Annotated in this window: 15 protein-coding genes and 1 pseudogene; 4 read left to right on the forward strand and 12 right to left on the reverse strand. The window is 36.2% G+C overall.

Features of this window, described 5'->3' with window-relative positions:
* Window positions 1-9: 9 nt before the first annotated feature.
* The 10 genes from ABES02_RS16275 to ABES02_RS16320 all read right to left on the reverse strand — a co-directional run bounded on the left by ABES02_RS16275 (window position 10) and on the right by ABES02_RS16320 (window position 10517).
* Complete coding sequence (locus ABES02_RS16275; RefSeq protein WP_430136919.1) at window positions 10-705, reverse strand: FadR/GntR family transcriptional regulator; 696 nt, start codon at window positions 703-705, stop codon at window positions 10-12.
* 920 nt (window positions 706-1625) lie between these two features.
* Window positions 1626-2111, reverse strand: a complete 486-nt coding sequence (locus tag ABES02_RS16280; RefSeq protein WP_430137105.1) for a DnaB-like helicase N-terminal domain-containing protein — start codon at window positions 2109-2111, stop codon at window positions 1626-1628.
* Between the two features lie 2 nt (window positions 2112-2113).
* Window positions 2114-3112, reverse strand: coding sequence for a DnaD domain protein (locus ABES02_RS16285; RefSeq protein ID WP_430136921.1), 999 nt, complete (start codon window positions 3110-3112; stop codon window positions 2114-2116).
* A gap of 579 nt (window positions 3113-3691) precedes the next feature.
* Entirely contained in the window at window positions 3692-5059 is a 1368-nt protein-coding gene (locus tag ABES02_RS16290) for a dipeptidase (RefSeq protein WP_430136924.1), read from the reverse strand.
* A gap of 72 nt (window positions 5060-5131) precedes the next feature.
* Entirely contained in the window at window positions 5132-7063 is a 1932-nt protein-coding gene (locus tag ABES02_RS16295) for a fructose-1,6-bisphosphatase (protein WP_430136927.1), read from the reverse strand.
* Window positions 7064-7238: 175 nt separating this feature from the next.
* Window positions 7239-7778: a VUT family protein gene (locus ABES02_RS16300; RefSeq protein ID WP_430136930.1), complete on the reverse strand. Its 540-nt coding sequence runs from the start codon at window positions 7776-7778 to the stop codon at window positions 7239-7241.
* A 24-nt stretch (window positions 7779-7802) separates the two neighbouring features.
* Window positions 7803-8531 carry a 7-carboxy-7-deazaguanine synthase QueE gene (gene queE, locus ABES02_RS16305; RefSeq protein ID WP_430136932.1) on the reverse strand — a complete coding sequence of 243 codons (729 nt, stop codon included), beginning with the start codon at window positions 8529-8531 and terminating at the stop codon, window positions 7803-7805.
* Window positions 8528-9004, reverse strand: a complete 477-nt coding sequence (queD, locus tag ABES02_RS16310) for a 6-carboxytetrahydropterin synthase QueD (RefSeq protein WP_430136934.1) — start codon at window positions 9002-9004, stop codon at window positions 8528-8530. Before queD ends, queE begins: the two co-directional genes overlap by 4 nt.
* A gap of 3 nt (window positions 9005-9007) precedes the next feature.
* Complete coding sequence (gene queC / locus ABES02_RS16315) at window positions 9008-9664, reverse strand: 7-cyano-7-deazaguanine synthase QueC (protein WP_430136937.1); 657 nt, start codon at window positions 9662-9664, stop codon at window positions 9008-9010.
* Between the two features lie 325 nt (window positions 9665-9989).
* Window positions 9990-10517, reverse strand: coding sequence for a hypothetical protein (locus ABES02_RS16320; RefSeq protein WP_430136940.1), 528 nt, complete (start codon window positions 10515-10517; stop codon window positions 9990-9992).
* On the opposite strand from ABES02_RS16320, the pseudogene ABES02_RS16325 reads away from it, so the two are divergent.
* The 3 genes and pseudogenes from ABES02_RS16325 to ABES02_RS16335 all read left to right on the forward strand — a co-directional run.
* Window positions 10478-10615, forward strand: a pseudogene (locus ABES02_RS16325) (hypothetical protein); the annotation flags it as partial. The gene ABES02_RS16320 and the pseudogene ABES02_RS16325 overlap by 40 nt on opposite strands.
* A gap of 480 nt (window positions 10616-11095) precedes the next feature.
* Window positions 11096-11857: an SDR family NAD(P)-dependent oxidoreductase gene (locus tag ABES02_RS16330; protein ID WP_430136942.1), complete on the forward strand. Its 762-nt coding sequence runs from the start codon at window positions 11096-11098 to the stop codon at window positions 11855-11857.
* A gap of 617 nt (window positions 11858-12474) precedes the next feature.
* Window positions 12475-12939 carry a low molecular weight protein-tyrosine-phosphatase gene (locus ABES02_RS16335; RefSeq protein ID WP_430136944.1) on the forward strand — a complete coding sequence of 155 codons (465 nt, stop codon included), beginning with the start codon at window positions 12475-12477 and terminating at the stop codon, window positions 12937-12939.
* A gap of 133 nt (window positions 12940-13072) precedes the next feature.
* Here the strand turns inward: ABES02_RS16335 and ABES02_RS16340 are convergent, their stop codons facing one another.
* Complete coding sequence (locus ABES02_RS16340) at window positions 13073-13459, reverse strand: DUF192 domain-containing protein (protein ID WP_430136947.1); 387 nt, start codon at window positions 13457-13459, stop codon at window positions 13073-13075.
* A gap of 460 nt (window positions 13460-13919) precedes the next feature.
* On the opposite strand from ABES02_RS16340, the gene ABES02_RS16345 reads away from it, so the two are divergent.
* The gene (locus tag ABES02_RS16345; protein WP_430136950.1) at window positions 13920-14312 is read left to right on the forward strand and encodes a hypothetical protein; all 393 of its coding nucleotides are present in this window, start codon (window positions 13920-13922) and stop codon (window positions 14310-14312) included.
* 275 nt (window positions 14313-14587) lie between these two features.
* On the opposite strand, the gene ABES02_RS16350 is transcribed toward ABES02_RS16345, so the two are convergent.
* On the reverse strand, window positions 14588-15646 hold the full coding sequence (locus ABES02_RS16350; protein WP_430136952.1) for a hypothetical protein: 1059 nt from the start codon (window positions 15644-15646) through the stop codon (window positions 14588-14590).
* Between the last annotated feature and the right edge of the window lie 160 nt (window positions 15647-15806).

The raw sequence follows: 15806 nt of genomic DNA on the forward strand, positions 1-15806 counted from the left end.
ATAAAAACTTTAGAATAATAATAATTCCTCTAAATGTTTTAAATGATGTGCAACCGCTTTCTTCGCAAGATCTTTATTCTTGGTTTTAATAGCCTCAATAATTTCTTCATGTTCTTCAATTTGATGTAACCTAGCTTCCTTTGAAACTAATGCTTTTTGATTTAATAGTTTCCAAATAGGGTGAACATCGGGATGGACTAATTGTTCAACAATCTTTGACAAAACCTCATTATTCGATGCGTTTCCTAATTCTGTATGAAACTTTACCCCTTGAGTAAAAAATTCCTCCATATTATCATCGATATGCTTCCTCATTACCTCAGTAGTCTCTTGTAAAATAGCAATTTGAGTATTCGTGGCCCGCTCTACAGCAAGTTCTACTACTAGTGGCTCAATGAACCGACGCGCTTCCACTAATTCAAAAGGCGCCGATTTTTTTAGGTCATTTACTTCTAACGTAAAATTACTCGTATTTCCTTTTACATAGGAGCCGTCTCCCACTTTAATATCAATTACACCCAAAATTTCAAGAACTGCAAGGGCTTCTCGAACTGATGGACGGCTAACACCTAATTGTTCTGCAATTTCACGCTCCGCTGGAAGTTTTGTTCCTGGTTTAAAGGTCCCATCTAAGATCGATTGATTAATTTGTTCTGCAATTCGAACATATAACTTTTCCGTTTTTTTGATGTTTTTAAGTGCCATTATAAAATTTCCCCTCTTCTTAATATTCTAACAATTCAGAATAAGATGTCAAGATGCCAAGCTGCCTGACCAATAAAAAATTTTCATCCTTAGAAATGTTATTTCTTATTACTAAAATCGACATATCTATTATACAGATATAGGATCTTAAAAGAGAAGTTTTTTTATGTAATAAGATTCTGATCAATATGAATGAAACAGGGCTTAACCAGTTTACACCGTTTGATTTGAATAGTAATGGCGACATGAAGGAGAAGTATTTGTTGAACCAATGTAACTGATGTCCTTTTACATTCGAGTTAGTAACTCTTTTCTTTCATTCATAATTCACACCAAATAAATATAACCTCAACCCATATGATAAATGAGCTGAGGTATAAGAAATTTAAGGCTTTGTCATAAGTAATATTTCTTCTATAAAACATGTCAGGCCGATATTGGTGTCCACGATGTTAAATCAGCCTGACTGTGGTATTTCTAAACGCTGATAATCATACAATATCGTATTTTTTAACAAAATACGGGATTGTTCCATCTCTTTCATTTTCATATATCCCTCTTAAAATAACCCGCTATAGCTGGAAAACTACTGAATTCCATCCTCATGTCCCGAAACGAAATCACCTCATTTCCTCTAGAAAGCTGGAAATCTAGCGAATATTCGTTACAGTTCAATGGAGTTTGATGAAAGGTTGTGGTATAGAACTGGATGGCTTCTTGCTTGTTGGATGCATAGATAAATACAAAGCCATTCTTGTTCATCTTCAAAGAGTAGATCCACATCCTCTTAAAACCTAATAGATTTGTTTGAATCATTTCTGCTACTTTCTGATGATTTGCTTGATTTAAGTCTATTTTGGAAATGTTGTCCTTTAATGAGATTTTCTGTTCTGCTAGTAAATGGTGAATATGTATTTCCGTTACTTGTAAATGGGAATTCCCGTTGGTGCACTTTTCAACGTATTTAGATCTTCCCAGGGTGCCTCATAGATAAACGACATCGCTTCCTGTAAGGACGTGTGATCCTCTACTTTCATTTGGTTAATTTTATCCAATTCGGCTATAACTTTAGCAATCTCCCAATCATTCATAGCAGCAACGGTTAAGATGTTTCTCTTTTCCCGTTCCTTCCAAAGATCTAGAATAAGCTTCTCTGTTCCTTCGAATTTTTCTGGATCCGCATACGATAGCAGCTCCGAAAGGTAGGAAATTCCACCCAATGCCTCTAGATCAGGTAAAGTTGTTAAAGTAATTAAATCAATATTCCTGCCAGATTGGTTCAACTCCAGCATTCTCCGCATTATTTCTTTATGCAGCATACTCTCTAGCTGTTCAGGTCGAATGACGGTATCCTTCAGTAAGTACTCCGCCTTCATCAAGCTGCCTAAGAAAGCTTTTTCAGCCATACTCACCAATCTTCACCTGCCGTAAGGTCAAGTTTAAATTTACCTGGAATCGGCCTTCCAGCAGGAACCGATTCGGTTGATCTCCTTTGTTTTGTTACGGATGTTTGCTTCTCATGAAAGGAGTCAATTTCTTCTACGGTTAGTAAGGATTCATTTTCCCAGTTTTTCAGAATCCCAATGACATAACTCAGCCTTCGCTTGTTATTGGCACACGCTATATTCATCGCTTTTAAGATCACATCTTTCGGCTGTAAAAAGCTAGAATCGCCTAACCAAGCTAACAGCTGCTGTTTTGCATTCACGTTCGAAAAACCAAATCCATTGTAGTCCCAAAACTCAACTATTTCTTTCACATCTTTTTGATTACTCTCTAATGGATTCTCGATGCCTAGATTTTTCTCTACATTTGGATGAAAAGATTCTTGTTGTTGTTTTTCTTTTTCTTTCTCTTTTTCTTCTTTTTGTCCCCCTATCGTATAACGATTCGTAAACGTATCGTCTAACTCTTCACTTTCAGGATCTTGATATGTATCATTTTCGACTTGGTCGTTAACTTCCTTGCTGAAAAGAATTTCTTCCTTTTTACAAAAGGCTTCAAATAGGTTGCGAATTTCCTGTTTTTGAATAGCTTCCGAGACATACTGAATAAGTGAGAGATCCTCCACATCCTGTAACTCGGAAAAAATACAATCCATCATCGGTTTCCCACCTTTATCCAGGTTGTATTTCCCCCAGTTTTTTAACGCCAGTTCTCTCGTTTCAGGATTGTAACGAATCAATTTGTGGTGCTCGATGAATCGTACCATTAGCGAATTAACACTCTCATCTGAATAACCCAAATCAAAAGCCATTTGTTTTTTCGTAATTTTATAGATTCCAATTTGAGTCGTATTTGGATTCGTAACAAGATAAAGACAGAAAAATTTGTCCTCCGGAGTCATTTCTTCTGAAACAATTGGATTCTTCCAAAAATCAGTACGTACCATTCTAAACTTTGCCATCTGCAGCCACTACCTTTCTTTAAATAAGATCCCTCATCCTTGATATATGGACAAATGAAGAAAATGGTCAGGTGTTTTTCATGAAAATCTGCATATTTTATGACAACTTTCTTCCCCTTGTCCTTACGCGGACTTTATGTAAAAGTCCTCATTTTCCGTACTTCAAAGATAACGAGTTCGGTGTGGTAAAGCGAATCACCAAAAATCATTTTTGAGGCCATTTTTAATGCGAAACGTCAAAAAACGGCTTCAAAAATGATTTTTGAAGCCGTTTTTTGCAATTTCGTTGAATTTCTAGCATATTTTGTGTGAAAGACGTTTTCTTTGTAAATTATTTCAGCAAAGGTGTTGGAAATCATTTTTACGGCGGTATCATTGTATGACCTTAACGAACCATTTCTCTCCTTGTTAGATCCTGAATGCTGGAACAAATCATTTGATGATAATCCTTAGATTCACTTAACTTCACCGTATCCTTCAAACTCAGTTTTAATAGTTCATTTTGAAGAAAATTATTTTACAACCGTCAAAGAAAATAAAAATGCCTGTCACCACCCTTAGGTAGTGACAGGCACCATTTTATTTATTAAGAAGCTCTAAAAAGGAACAAATGGTTAAGATACCTTTATCAAAGTTTTCTAAGTTAAAGTGTTCGTTTGGAGCATGAAGATTTTCATCTGGCAAACCGAATCCCATTAAGACAACAGGTACATTAAGTGATTGGTTGAAATCTGATACAATCGGAATCGAACCGCCTTCTCTTTTGTATACAGGTGCTTTCCCATAGACGTTTTCATAGGCTTCGGCTGCTTTTTGAATCATCGGACTGTCGATTGGCGTTAAAAATGGGTTACCTGTATCGCCAAGAGACACTTGTACCGTACATCCCTTTGGAGCATGTTCCTCAAGATGGTTTTTGATCAATCCCTGTATTTTTTCAGGATTTTGATTGTGGACTAGACGGCAAGTGATTTTGGCATGCGCCTCATTCGGGATGACCGTTTTTGTTCCTTCTCCTTGAAATCCGCCCCATAATCCGTTTATTTCTAATGTTGGCCGGGAACTGATTTTCTCAGGGTATGGGAAATTGTTTTCCCCTCCGGTTAAATCTGTTAAACCTAATGATTTTTTTAGCTTTTCTTCATCAAAACCCAAGGCTTTAATTTGTTCTTTTTCAAAATCAGTGAGTTCCACAACATCATCATAAAAATGGTCAACATTAACTTTTCCATTTGCATCATGAAGGGTCGAAAGCAGTTGTACCAATAAATGGTTGGCGTTTTGGACTCCACCGCCAAACATGCCCGAGTGCAAATCAGAATTAGCGGTTTTTATAGTAAATTCCAGTGAACAAAGACCTCTTAAAGAATAGGTGATGGCAGGGACGCCTCTGTCCCACATATCAGAATCGGAAATAACGACCACATCACAGGATAATTTTTCTTTATTCTCGGATAAGTATGGCGGAAGATTAGGACTTCCGATTTCTTCTTCTCCTTCGATGCAGAATTTAACGTTGACCGGTAATTTACCTTCTAATTTCAAAAGTGTTTCCACTGCTTTAATATGTAAGAACGTCTGCCCTTTGTCGTCGGTTGCCCCTCTGGCAAAGATCTTTTCATCACGGATTGTTGGCTCAAAGGGAGGCGTTTCCCATAAATGAACAGGGTCAACGGGCTGTACGTCATAATGGCCGTACACTAAGACTGTTGGAGCGTTTTCCTGATGAAGCCAGTCTGCATAGATAATCGGATGACCTTTTGTCTGGACGATTTCAACATGTTCCAGTCCAATGCTTTCTAATTCATTGGCAATCCATGAAGCTGCTTTTTGAATGTCCTCTTTATGCTCGGATAAGGAACTGATACTTGGAATCCGGAGCAATTCTTTTAATTCCTCGACATTGCTAGTATGATTTTTGGATAAGAACTCTGATAATTCACTCATATTATCACCTTTTCTAGTTTATTTTCTCTTCTTATATTATACAAAAAGAATGAAGAAAACCTACAATCCGCTCTATTTCTGATATCGATACTCCCTTAAACTATTCAAAATGGAAATTTCCTGTAAAAGTTCTTTACCAATATTCGTTTCTCGAACCTTTTTTCTCACCAGTTCTTTATCCACTAATCTTTTGACAGATAAGACATCCGTTCCGTCACCTAATACATCTTCTTTGGAATGAAACTGTTTATGGGCCACCAATTGCATACCGTAGGAATTATATAGTAACGTGTATCCTGCTATACCGGTTACCGATTGATATGGTTTGGAGAACCCGCCATCGATGACAATCATTCTTCCATTCGCTTTGATAGGATTCTCTCCCTCAATTTCTTTTACTGGCGTATGGCCATTGATAATATGGCCCTGCTCAGGGTCGAGATCAAATTCAGTTAGTAGTTTTTTACAAATTTCTTCCTTCTCACGTAAATAATAATAAGGGTTCTTTCCCTCTTTGTGCGTTCCCTTATCCTTAATAAAGTATCGTTCAAAGGTGGTCATCTCTCTTTTTCCAAACAGAGAGGAGTATTCTCCGGTCCACAAATACCAAACCATATCTGTTGCAAGGTCATCTGTGTTTTCCGGATGTTCAAAAGCATGCCGTAAATAATATTCAAAGGTATCCAGTAATTCACGTCCAGCATGCGTTTTGTTTTCAATCGTCATTTTTTCCATATTTCCTTCTTCATCTAAAGGAATACAGCCATGAATTAATAAGTTTCCGTTATACTTCAAATAAAGGCTGCCTTTTTTCATTAGGAACTTCATATGTCTAGCCAGCTTTTCGGAATGCTGAACGGAAAATAACAATTTTTCGATCACTTGGTTTTCTTCCTCTAATAATTGATCTGGCTGCATTGGATTAACGGTAGCAAAGCAACTATTTTCTAGAGGGTAGGTTTTCCCATGTATCGTAATTTCGTTCTTATCATAATCAATTTTCTCAAGTAAGAGCCTTTCAGACATATTAAAATAGGGGCGTCGTTTGATTATAGGCATTTCAAGTTTGAATTGAATCATCGCAATCGCTTGATGGATTTTTGTAATTTGCAATTGTTCATGATCAGTTAGTTTTTTGTCGGAATGGACCTTTGGTCTAAAGGCTGGATTGTCTCCATAGTACTTTTCCGCTAGATTAAGTAATGGCCTAAGATTGATTCCGTAAACGTCTTCAATAATATCTAAATTGTCGTATCTCGCACAAATACGAATAATATTAGCCAAACACACCTTTGATCCAGCATAGGCCCCTATCCATAGGACATCGTGGTTACCCCACTGAATATCAACTGAATGGTAATCGATTAGGGTATCGATAATTTTATCGGGTTTGGGTCCACGATCGTAGATATCACCCACAACATGAAGATGGTCAACCACTAATCTATGCGTCGTATAGGCAAGCCCTATAATCAGCTTATCTGCCTGGCCTAAAGAGATAATTTGCTGGACAATTTTTGAATAATAGTCGTCCTTATTGGTGGAATCATTTTTTTTGTAAAGCAGCTCTTCAATGATATAGACAAACTGATTCGGCAAAGCTTTCCGTAACTTAGAGCGTGTGTATTTAGAGGAGGCATAAGAGATGAGCATAATCATCCGCTCAATCATTTCTTTATACCATTGATTTAATTCTAGTTCATTATAAAAATGATTTTTTATTAGCTGAAGTTTTTCTTCTGGGTAATAGATTAATGTGGCAAATTCATTTCTTTGGTTTTCCGATAAGATATATTGAAACAGGTCATTGATTTTCTCTTTTACCTTCCCTGACCCATTTCTTAATACATGTTGAAAGGCTTGATACTCTCCATGTAAATCACTGACAAAATGTTCAGTCCCCTTTGGTAGATTTAGAATGGATTCTAGATTAATAATTTCTGTTACCACTTTTTCTGCACTATCATATTTTTGGGCCAATAAATCTAGATATTTTTCATTCAAGAATATGTATCCCCTTTCAAAGATGTCTATGTATTCTCCCTTTACCTATTATGAAAGAAAATAGAATATATTTTATTTTATTATACACATTTTTCTAATAAAATTTTTCATACGAGCATCAAATGTGAAAAAGCTCCAAACCGAATGGACTTGGTTTGGAGCTTTTTTTCTAATATTATTTTAACAGTGCATTATGATTCGTTGAGTTAGTTACCTGGCTTAAAATTACTGCTGCGATACCCTGGATAATCGTTTTCACAATGACTTGTCCAAGGATCGCTGCTGGAACGGCTTCCCATGGTAGGAAATTTGCTCCTACCGGGCTGAGGCCGATAATAACGAAGATGACGGAATCAAGTAAGCCGCCAACGATGCCACTATAAAACACTCTCCAGCTCATTGGCAGGTTCAATCTGGTATAAATTTCTGTATCTGTCGTTTCTGCCACGACAAATGAAAGCGCCGAAGCTAACACGATAATTAGGGTATCCCCTAGTATGAATGACACAACAGCTGATAATAATAAGGCTGTTGCTATGAAAATATAAGTCTTTTTTCTACCATATTTGTTTTGAACCAAGTCTCGGAAAATAAACGTAGCTCCAATAAACAATGTTCCCATCGGAACTATAAACATCCCCATTTGCAGTGGCGCAATCGCAGCCGTAACCACGTTCGCGGTAACGATTGATATTAAATACAAGAGGATTCTCATTCTATCCCTACTCTCTTTGTAACCTTACACGCCTCGCTTATTTCCCCAAAGAAGGGCATGTAATTGCGGTAAAACTTTTACATCATTCAATTGAGGGTCCAAAACCACACAATTAACTAACCACTCATATTTCATCAGTAGTTTTTGAATCAATTCATTATTATTCACATTCGTGATATCATCGTTCCCAACCTGAAGATAAAAAGGAATATCCGCGTAGCGGTTATGAACCTTTTTCGCATACTCAAGATCGGCCTCATCAAAAATCACGACTTTTAGACTCACTTGATGTTTAAAATCACGATCTTTTAAATTTTGAAAAATAGAATCTAAGATTTCAAAATTCGTTACCATTTTTGAACTTGGCGACTTCGGTGAAATCGTGAGTTCATCGACGTTGACGAACCAGTCTTGCCATCTGCTGCCTTGTGTTTCGATGCCAATTTTGATCTCTTTTTCTTTTAATAAATCGATAAACACATCTAGATTTTTCAGTAGCGCCGGATTTCCTCCTGAAATCGTCACAAAAGAGAAATTATCGCCGCCGACTCTTTTTAATTCAGTCCAAATTTCTTCAGCTGTCATTTGCTGAATATCATCTTTGGCACTGCCATCCCATGTAAAGGCAGAATCACACCAGCTGCACGAATAATCGCAGCCGGCCGTCCGCACAAACATCGTCTTTTGACCAATAACCATGCCTTCTCCTTGGATGGTTGGGCCAAAAATTTCTAACACAGGAATCTTACTCATTCCTCCATCCACTCCCTTCTCGCTTCAGCATAGCTGGTTGGCGTTTCAAACAGACGGACAAATTCCACTCGTGCCCCACGATATTGATCCATCCGCTCTTCTGTAGCTAACGCTTCCTTCATTTTCTCATAAATCCATACCACCATGTTTTCCGCGGTTGTATTCATGAATGGAAGGGTTTCATTTAGGTATTGATGATCAAGGAATATTTCAATTTCATTTTTCCAAATCTCTTTAATATCACCAAAGTCAATCATTAGGCCGCGATCATCAACAAAACCGCTGATGCCGAAAATAACGTGGTACGTGTGACCATGCAAGTTCTTGCATTTCCCTTCATAGCAATGCAAGTGGTGCGAAGCATCGAAAGTAAATTCTTTGCTCACGAGTACACGTTTTGAATGATATTTTAATTGATGTGGATGAATATCCTCATTTATTTTCTGAAGTTTATCGACGATTCTAAAACCCATCGGTTAAAACCTCCCGTTTAAAAAGTCTTCGAGCCCTCTTTTACGTAATACACACGCCGGGCATTCGCCGCACCCGTCGGCAATCACACCGTTGTAGCATGTTAATGTTTTTTCACGAACATAATCCAATGCACCTAATTCATCCGCTAGCGCCCATGTTTGTGCTTTGTTGATCCACATTAATGGCGTATGAATGACAAAAGTATCGTCCATGGATAGATTCAAAGTTACATTCAGTGATTTGATAAAGATATCTCGACAATCTGGGTAGCCGCTGAAATCTGTTTCACACACACCGGTCACTAAGTGCTTTGCTCCAACCTGGCGAGCTAAAACACCTGCGAACGTCAGGAATAACAGATTACGACCAGGGACAAATGTCGAAGGAAGTTCCCCTTCGCCACCCTCTGTTACCTCAATATCTGAACGTGTTAACGCATTAGGTGCAAGTTGATTTAATAATGACATATCTAAAATATGGTGTTTGACACCAAGTTCATTTGCTATATTTTTGGCACACTCAATTTCTAAGCTATGCCTTTGATTGTAATCAAACGTAACAACTTCTACTTCTTTAAATTGTTTTAAGGCCCAAAATAAACAAGTGGTGCTATCTTGTCCACCACTAAACACAACAATTGCCTTCTCGTTTTTCAACATTTTTCTCGTAACTTCCTTTCAAATAGAAAAAACAGTACCCCAAGATAGAAGTACTGCTTCATCTTAGTTTTTTTAATGAGGGGGGCTAGAACCTCTTTATCGCTGATGCGATTTATATAATTTTCTATGACTAGATGATTATAAACTATTTCTTTTATTTTTTCATCTGTTTATCGACAAATTTCGCATCCTTATCTTTTCAATCCAATGAAGTACTCTCCTTATACAGCTCGATTTGTTAAAAAAATAAGGTAAACAAATCTTTCCTCAACAATTAATTGGCGCTATTTCAAGTAACCGTTAGAACAACCTTTATCTTATGCATTTACTCTTCTACCATTGTTAATATTTCCTTAAACACCATAGATGGATTATTATTTAGAAGTTTTATATCCAACTTTTTCTCACTAAAAGAATTTTCAATGGAAAGTTCATTTTTTGAATGATCAATATGAATGTCAATATTTTTTAGATTAAGGTAGGTAATATTACTAGCATTATCAAGGTGCTCTTCGTCTAAATGAACTTTTACTTGGTTAGAAATTCTTCTTAACATCCTCCATAAGGTTACTTCCTCTTTAGATTTCATAAACAGTTCTGGAAGTTCATTGGAATATTTTAGTGTGTTTAATGTAGTCATGATATAGATACTTATTCCATATTGGACCGGGCGGATAGATTTGCCCAACGATTTCCATGGTTTAACCTTAAAATAGGCAAACTCAACTTGATTTCCGTATGATAAATGAGGTATTTTATCACCTTTAATAAAGAGTACCTCTTCAGGGTGCCGGCCATGCGGGCTGTGAGGCGGGCCTCGCGGCGGCACGGTTAGGTGCCAAAACCCCTCCAAAAATAGACTCTATAAACATTATTATAAAATATCATAGGAAAAAATTATATCCTATAATAAGTATGTTTCCAATAGGTTATGGGCTGGGAATTTCATAACTTATTGGACGGAGGGACGGTTCCCATGGTTCAAATGAGATGAGACCACTAGAACCGTACACATGGCTATGCAAAGAAGACAAACTGTTATCTTTTTCATTAAATCTAACGAATAACCACTTCGATGGGACACATCTTATAACTATTCGAACAATGATATCCTAATGAATTACGAAACAATGTTTTGTTCCACTTTAATCATCCAAGTCAATACGATGCAGGGTTGTAATGTCTACATGCCTGCCAAATTGTTTGATGGCCAAGAATGTCGTCCAATTTGACCAACGAGAGATCATCCTTCAAATATTTATATTATTGATCCGCACTAATATTTCTGTTGGATCAGAACTAATAAAAGTTTGCCATAAAAAGAACTTGGAATAAGGTTTATGATAAAACAAGGTGCTGAATCGTATTTTATAGTAGACTTTAAAATAGAAAATAGCATCTTAAAATATCTACATAAAGGAGTTAGGTTTGATGGATTTGCAATTAAGAGGTAAAAATGTTCTCATTACCGGTGGTTCGAAAGGAATCGGAAAAGCCATTACTAAAGTATTTGTCGAGGAAGGAGCCAATGTCACGATCACAGCCCGCGACCTTGGTTTTTTAGAACGGGCAAAAGCCGAGCTTGGTGGAAAGATATCTATTTATCAAGCCGATCTTACCAATCCAGAGGAACGGGAAAACTTAATTCACACCTTTATCGAACAAAACGGAACATTGGATGTGCTCATCAATAATGCCGGTGGCAGCAATGGGGGCAAAGCGATGGAAACCGACATGGATCTCTTTTATCAGGCAATGGAACTGAATTATTTTTCCGCGGTTCATTTAAGTAAATTAGCCGTTGAACATATGAAAAATCAGATATCAGGTTCGATCATTAATATTACATCCGTTTATGGAAGGGAAAGTGGCGGAAAAATTACCTACAATAATGCCAAAGCTGCGCTCATCAGTTTTACGAAATCTTTGGCAGACGAAATCATTCCCTATGGGATCAGAGTCAACAGCATTGCTCCTGGAAGTATTTTGCATGAGTCGGGCAATTGGCTAAGGCGTATGAATGAGAATCCTGAGGAAATCAAAGAATTTGTCAAAAAGGATATTCCCGCAGGCCGATTCGGCGCCCCTGAAGAAATCGCAAATGTGGCTGCCTTCCTGGCTTCTGAAAAAGCTTCCTGGATAGTCGGGGCCAGTATAAACGTCGACGGCGGACAATCGAAAATGAATTTTTAAATGATGGTAGTAAAAAAATAGAATCATATCGGTATTCCCTATACGATGAGATCAATTAGAATAAGCTCGTCGAGTGACGAGCTTTCCACGATTGTTAAGATTCTCACCTTTTCATCTCTTCTTCTCTAAGAAAAAATTGTTTTTTATTGGGATTGCTAACCTCATCGGTACATTCTTCCTACCTTCACACAAGAAGGTAATGGAGCACCAAAAGCAAGTCCAACATTAATCGTTAGGCTGCCAATTGGCGGCTTTCTTTATTATATCCCGAAACCTTATTTCCCAATTATTTTTATATCACTCCCCTGCCCCATTTTGGGAAACAGTCTCTAAAATTATCACTTGCGCCGTTCCATATTTCTGTTTTGTTCATACTTTGTGATTACGAATGAAAAGAAGGCACTGTACATGTCAGATGGTGCTTACTGAGCTGAATTTGCTCTAATCATTTTATGTTTATTTCTTATCATCGCTGGAGTAGATTAATATTAAAATACCCTGATAACGGCTGGAGGTGTGTAAAACAACACACCTGTCCAATCCACTATTTTGAAAATACATAATTCATTTCAAAAAAGTCTATTAAAATGGGAAAAAAATTAAAAGGGGTTAAGTACATGATCAACGTTTTATTTGTATGCTTAGGGAATATTTGCCGTTCACCGATGGCTGAAGGTCTGTTTCGTCACTTAGTCAAAAAAGAAAATTTGACAAACAAAATCGCAGTTGATTCCGCTGCAACCAGTTCATGGCAAATCGGCTTCCCTCCACACGAAGGAACTCTTGATATTTTGAAGAAATACAATATCTCTTCTGCTGGGCTTGTTGGACGCCGACTAAAGAAAGAAGACTTTTGGAGATTCGACTATATTATCGGTATGGACGAAAGCAACATAAAAAATATTTACAGGATAACCGGAAAGCCTAATCATCCAAAGATCATTAGGCTGCTCGACCTGACCAGATACAGGAAAGATATCCCCGATCCATTTTATACAGGTGATTTTGATGAAACCTATCGTCTTGTTTCAGCTGGCTGCCGGGTATTACTCAATAAAATACGCAGCGAAAAAAACTTATAACAACAGGGCATCCATCTTAATCAGACGATCAAAACAATTTCTATTAGTTTAAGTACAACTGTTCAGTAAAATTAGCATAAATATCTATTAAAAAATCACCTAACCTTTAAGAACTCATAAAGGTGAGATGATTTTAATCAAGCTTTACAATATCCCCTACTTTGATTTGATTCTTTTCAAACCATCCAAGATTCACTTCAATAGCATAATAATAAGAAAGTCCTGGATGATAAGTAGGACATTCATCCTCTTTACAAGGCACCATATCTAGTATTTTTAGAATTTTCCCATCTGAACCAAGAAATGCAATTGATAAAGGAATTAATGTGTTTTTCATCCAAAAGCCACCATATCTTTTTTCTGAAAACACAAATAACATCCCCTCGTTTTCGGGTAATTTTTCAACAAACATTAAGCCCTTTTTTATTTTTCTTTTTGTATCTGCAACTTGAACGGTTAAGCTAGTTTCCCTGTTACCACTTAGTATTTTTATCATTTTTGTTCTTTTTCGATTTTTCATGTTCCATCACCTTTGGGTATTATTTAAGCAGGCAAGAAATTTAATCTATTTTAAAAAGAAGTTCAAGATATGATATTTCCTGTTTTCGTAATAAAGGAAACAAGAAGAAAAATAAATAGGAAAGCTACTTTTCACTCCTAATACTTATTCTATGGTTTTAAATTAAATACATTGTTTTCAATAATCACAGCATTAATATATATAAAGATTTGTTCAACTAAACAGCCCCGTTAGAGCATACCTGTAGATCGTTATTTTTCGACTATGAAAAAAATAGGGCTCCTCAGTATAGTATGAGTATAGACACCACTCTAACTCACAACTTTAGGAGGAACCCTACTATGAAGTTAGCTTGCCTAACTCTTATAAGTTTAGAGAGACTAACAGCAAGCTATTTTGCAAATTCTAATTGGTGTATAATAGTGTGAAGAAATTGTACTTTAACGGGGTGGTAATGAAAATGAAGATTTTGTTTGATGAAACTTACACTTCAAATGACGGAAAGCGAACAAGCAGGAATATTTGGTATGGTGATGCTGAAATATCTGTTGATGGTAAATTTGGTAAAACCATTAATCTTAATGAAGATTTTATGGATAATTTATGCGAAATAATAAAAAATGACTTATCTAAAAATGCAGCAAATAAGCCTACTGAAACTAACTGGTATATTTATGGAAGTGGTGTAACTCAGGACACTATTGGAGACAATGCCCGTCCGACAATTATGGTTCGTGAAAGGTCTGACGAGTTTATTACTAATTTTAATATCAGTGACCACGATTTTGCTGTAAATATTGATGCTATTCTGTTGTTTAAGGCGGATTTTGAAAAACGTTTAGCTAGTCATTGAGGAGTAATATCACTATAAGCATTTTCAAACTATTAAGGGGATGATTTCATAATGAATTCATTCTCCTTTTTTATCTAGTGGGAGTCTTTTTGTGTGGAGGAAAAGGACATTTAATAATACAGATTGTGATTAATTACACTTAAATTAACCTCCCCCTTTAGTTAATAATAAAAAAGAGCAGCCGCAGCCACTCAGTGTTTTGCTTTTGCCCCCTTTTACTTAAGTAAAATTTTTCTCAGAGTCGTTCAAAAGGAACGTTAATTTACTTAGCTTGGTCATGGAGACTGTGCTTTTAATAGGTTTCTAGAGTATGCTTGTATTAACTCATAAAACGACATATTATCGTACTTTTTTCTAAGTCTTTCTTTTTCTTTTTGGGAAACTTGTTTAAAGTATTGGAAATTGCTAAATGTATAATCTTCTAAGGTAGGTACTTCGATTCCTTTTGGTCTATACACCTGTATAAAAATTTCTTGAGATTTGACAAATGTTTTTAATAGTTCTTGCCAAATTTCCACATCTATGTTTAGTTCAATAGCTTGAATTGCGAACTCTGAAAATAAAAATTCATCTGAGGAGTCTGGCTGCCCTTGTCCAGGATATTTTGATCCTCTAATTTCACCGTTGTAAAATAATTCATAGCATTCATGAAATCGAAGGAAATTGGACTGATCATGAAAACCATTAAAAAATTCTTTATAAAGTTGTAATAGCTTATTTGAGAGATATTGAATATCATCTATAGCAGCGTTAGGCAATTCAGTATGATTGGTAATTCTTCCACCTTCTTTGGAAGCTAACCCACGTTTCAAAAGACGTGCCAAAAGTATAGTGTAAACATCACTAATAACTTGTATTCGCCTAGTCTTCTCCTCTTTTGATAATTGAATATTGGTATTGATTAGCATTGGATGAAATTGGTTTTCATATTCTTCGAAAAATTCCTGATAATGAACAATGGAGAAATCAAGTTTTTTAATCGATTTCTGTAGTAAAAAACCTCCGATGTCATTCTCATTAGCAAAGGTTAAATAAAATTGTAGATATTGGGCATTTTCAAAGCCAATTTGAACCCAATTATTTATACAGTCATTCGGAGTAATATTTTTAAGTCCATATTGAAGTGAAGATTGATTTGTTAATGTTGGTCCACAAAATAAAGTATTATACGCATTTCGAGAAAGGTATCCTCCTAAATAATTGTTATCACAATATGTCAGGAAAAATTTAAAATAAAAATCGTTAGATAAACCTACTTCAATCCAATTATTCATGAATTTTCGGGGAATATATTGAGGAAAGCCTTGATTGTATATGTTTAATTCATTAATCAAGATGTATCCTGCTCCTTACATTAATTGTAACTGTTTTATATATTTTGAGTATTTGCATGTCAAACGCAGACGATTAGCTAGAGGCTGGATACGAGCATCTATTTTGCCTATTTTTCATTCCTAACTAAGTTTTATGTCTTGCATGTAGAATTAATACCCA

The sequence above is a fragment of the Neobacillus pocheonensis genome (assembly GCF_050477905.1).
Classification (GTDB): Bacteria; Bacillota; Bacilli; order Bacillales; family Cytobacillaceae; genus Neobacillus; species Neobacillus pocheonensis_A.

Bases quoted from the DNA above. Each gene is read 5' to 3' on its own strand.
- ABES02_RS16280 (WP_430137105.1), bottom strand. From the start codon at position 2,111: ATGGCTGAAAAAGCTTTCTTAGGCAGCTTGATGAAGGCGGAGTACTTA.
- queC (WP_430136937.1), bottom strand. From the start codon at position 9,664: ATGTTGAAAAACGAGAAGGCAATTGTTGTGTTTAGTGGTGGACAAGAT.
- ABES02_RS16285 (WP_430136921.1), bottom strand. From the start codon at position 3,112: ATGGCAAAGTTTAGAATGGTACGTACTGATTTTTGGAAGAATCCAATT.
- ABES02_RS16340 (WP_430136947.1), bottom strand. From the start codon at position 13,459: ATGAAAAATCGAAAAAGAACAAAAATGATAAAAATACTAAGTGGTAAC.
- ABES02_RS16335 (WP_430136944.1), top strand. From the start codon at position 12,475: ATGATCAACGTTTTATTTGTATGCTTAGGGAATATTTGCCGTTCACCG.
- queD (WP_430136934.1), bottom strand. From the start codon at position 9,004: ATGGGTTTTAGAATCGTCGATAAACTTCAGAAAATAAATGAGGATATT.
- ABES02_RS16345 (WP_430136950.1), top strand. From the start codon at position 13,920: ATGAAGATTTTGTTTGATGAAACTTACACTTCAAATGACGGAAAGCGA.
- ABES02_RS16290 (WP_430136924.1), bottom strand. From the start codon at position 5,059: ATGAGTGAATTATCAGAGTTCTTATCCAAAAATCATACTAGCAATGTC.
- queE (WP_430136932.1), bottom strand. From the start codon at position 8,531: ATGAGTAAGATTCCTGTGTTAGAAATTTTTGGCCCAACCATCCAAGGA.
- ABES02_RS16275 (WP_430136919.1), bottom strand. From the start codon at position 705: ATGGCACTTAAAAACATCAAAAAAACGGAAAAGTTATATGTTCGAATT.
- ABES02_RS16330 (WP_430136942.1), top strand. From the start codon at position 11,096: ATGGATTTGCAATTAAGAGGTAAAAATGTTCTCATTACCGGTGGTTCG.
- ABES02_RS16300 (WP_430136930.1), bottom strand. From the start codon at position 7,778: ATGAGAATCCTCTTGTATTTAATATCAATCGTTACCGCGAACGTGGTT.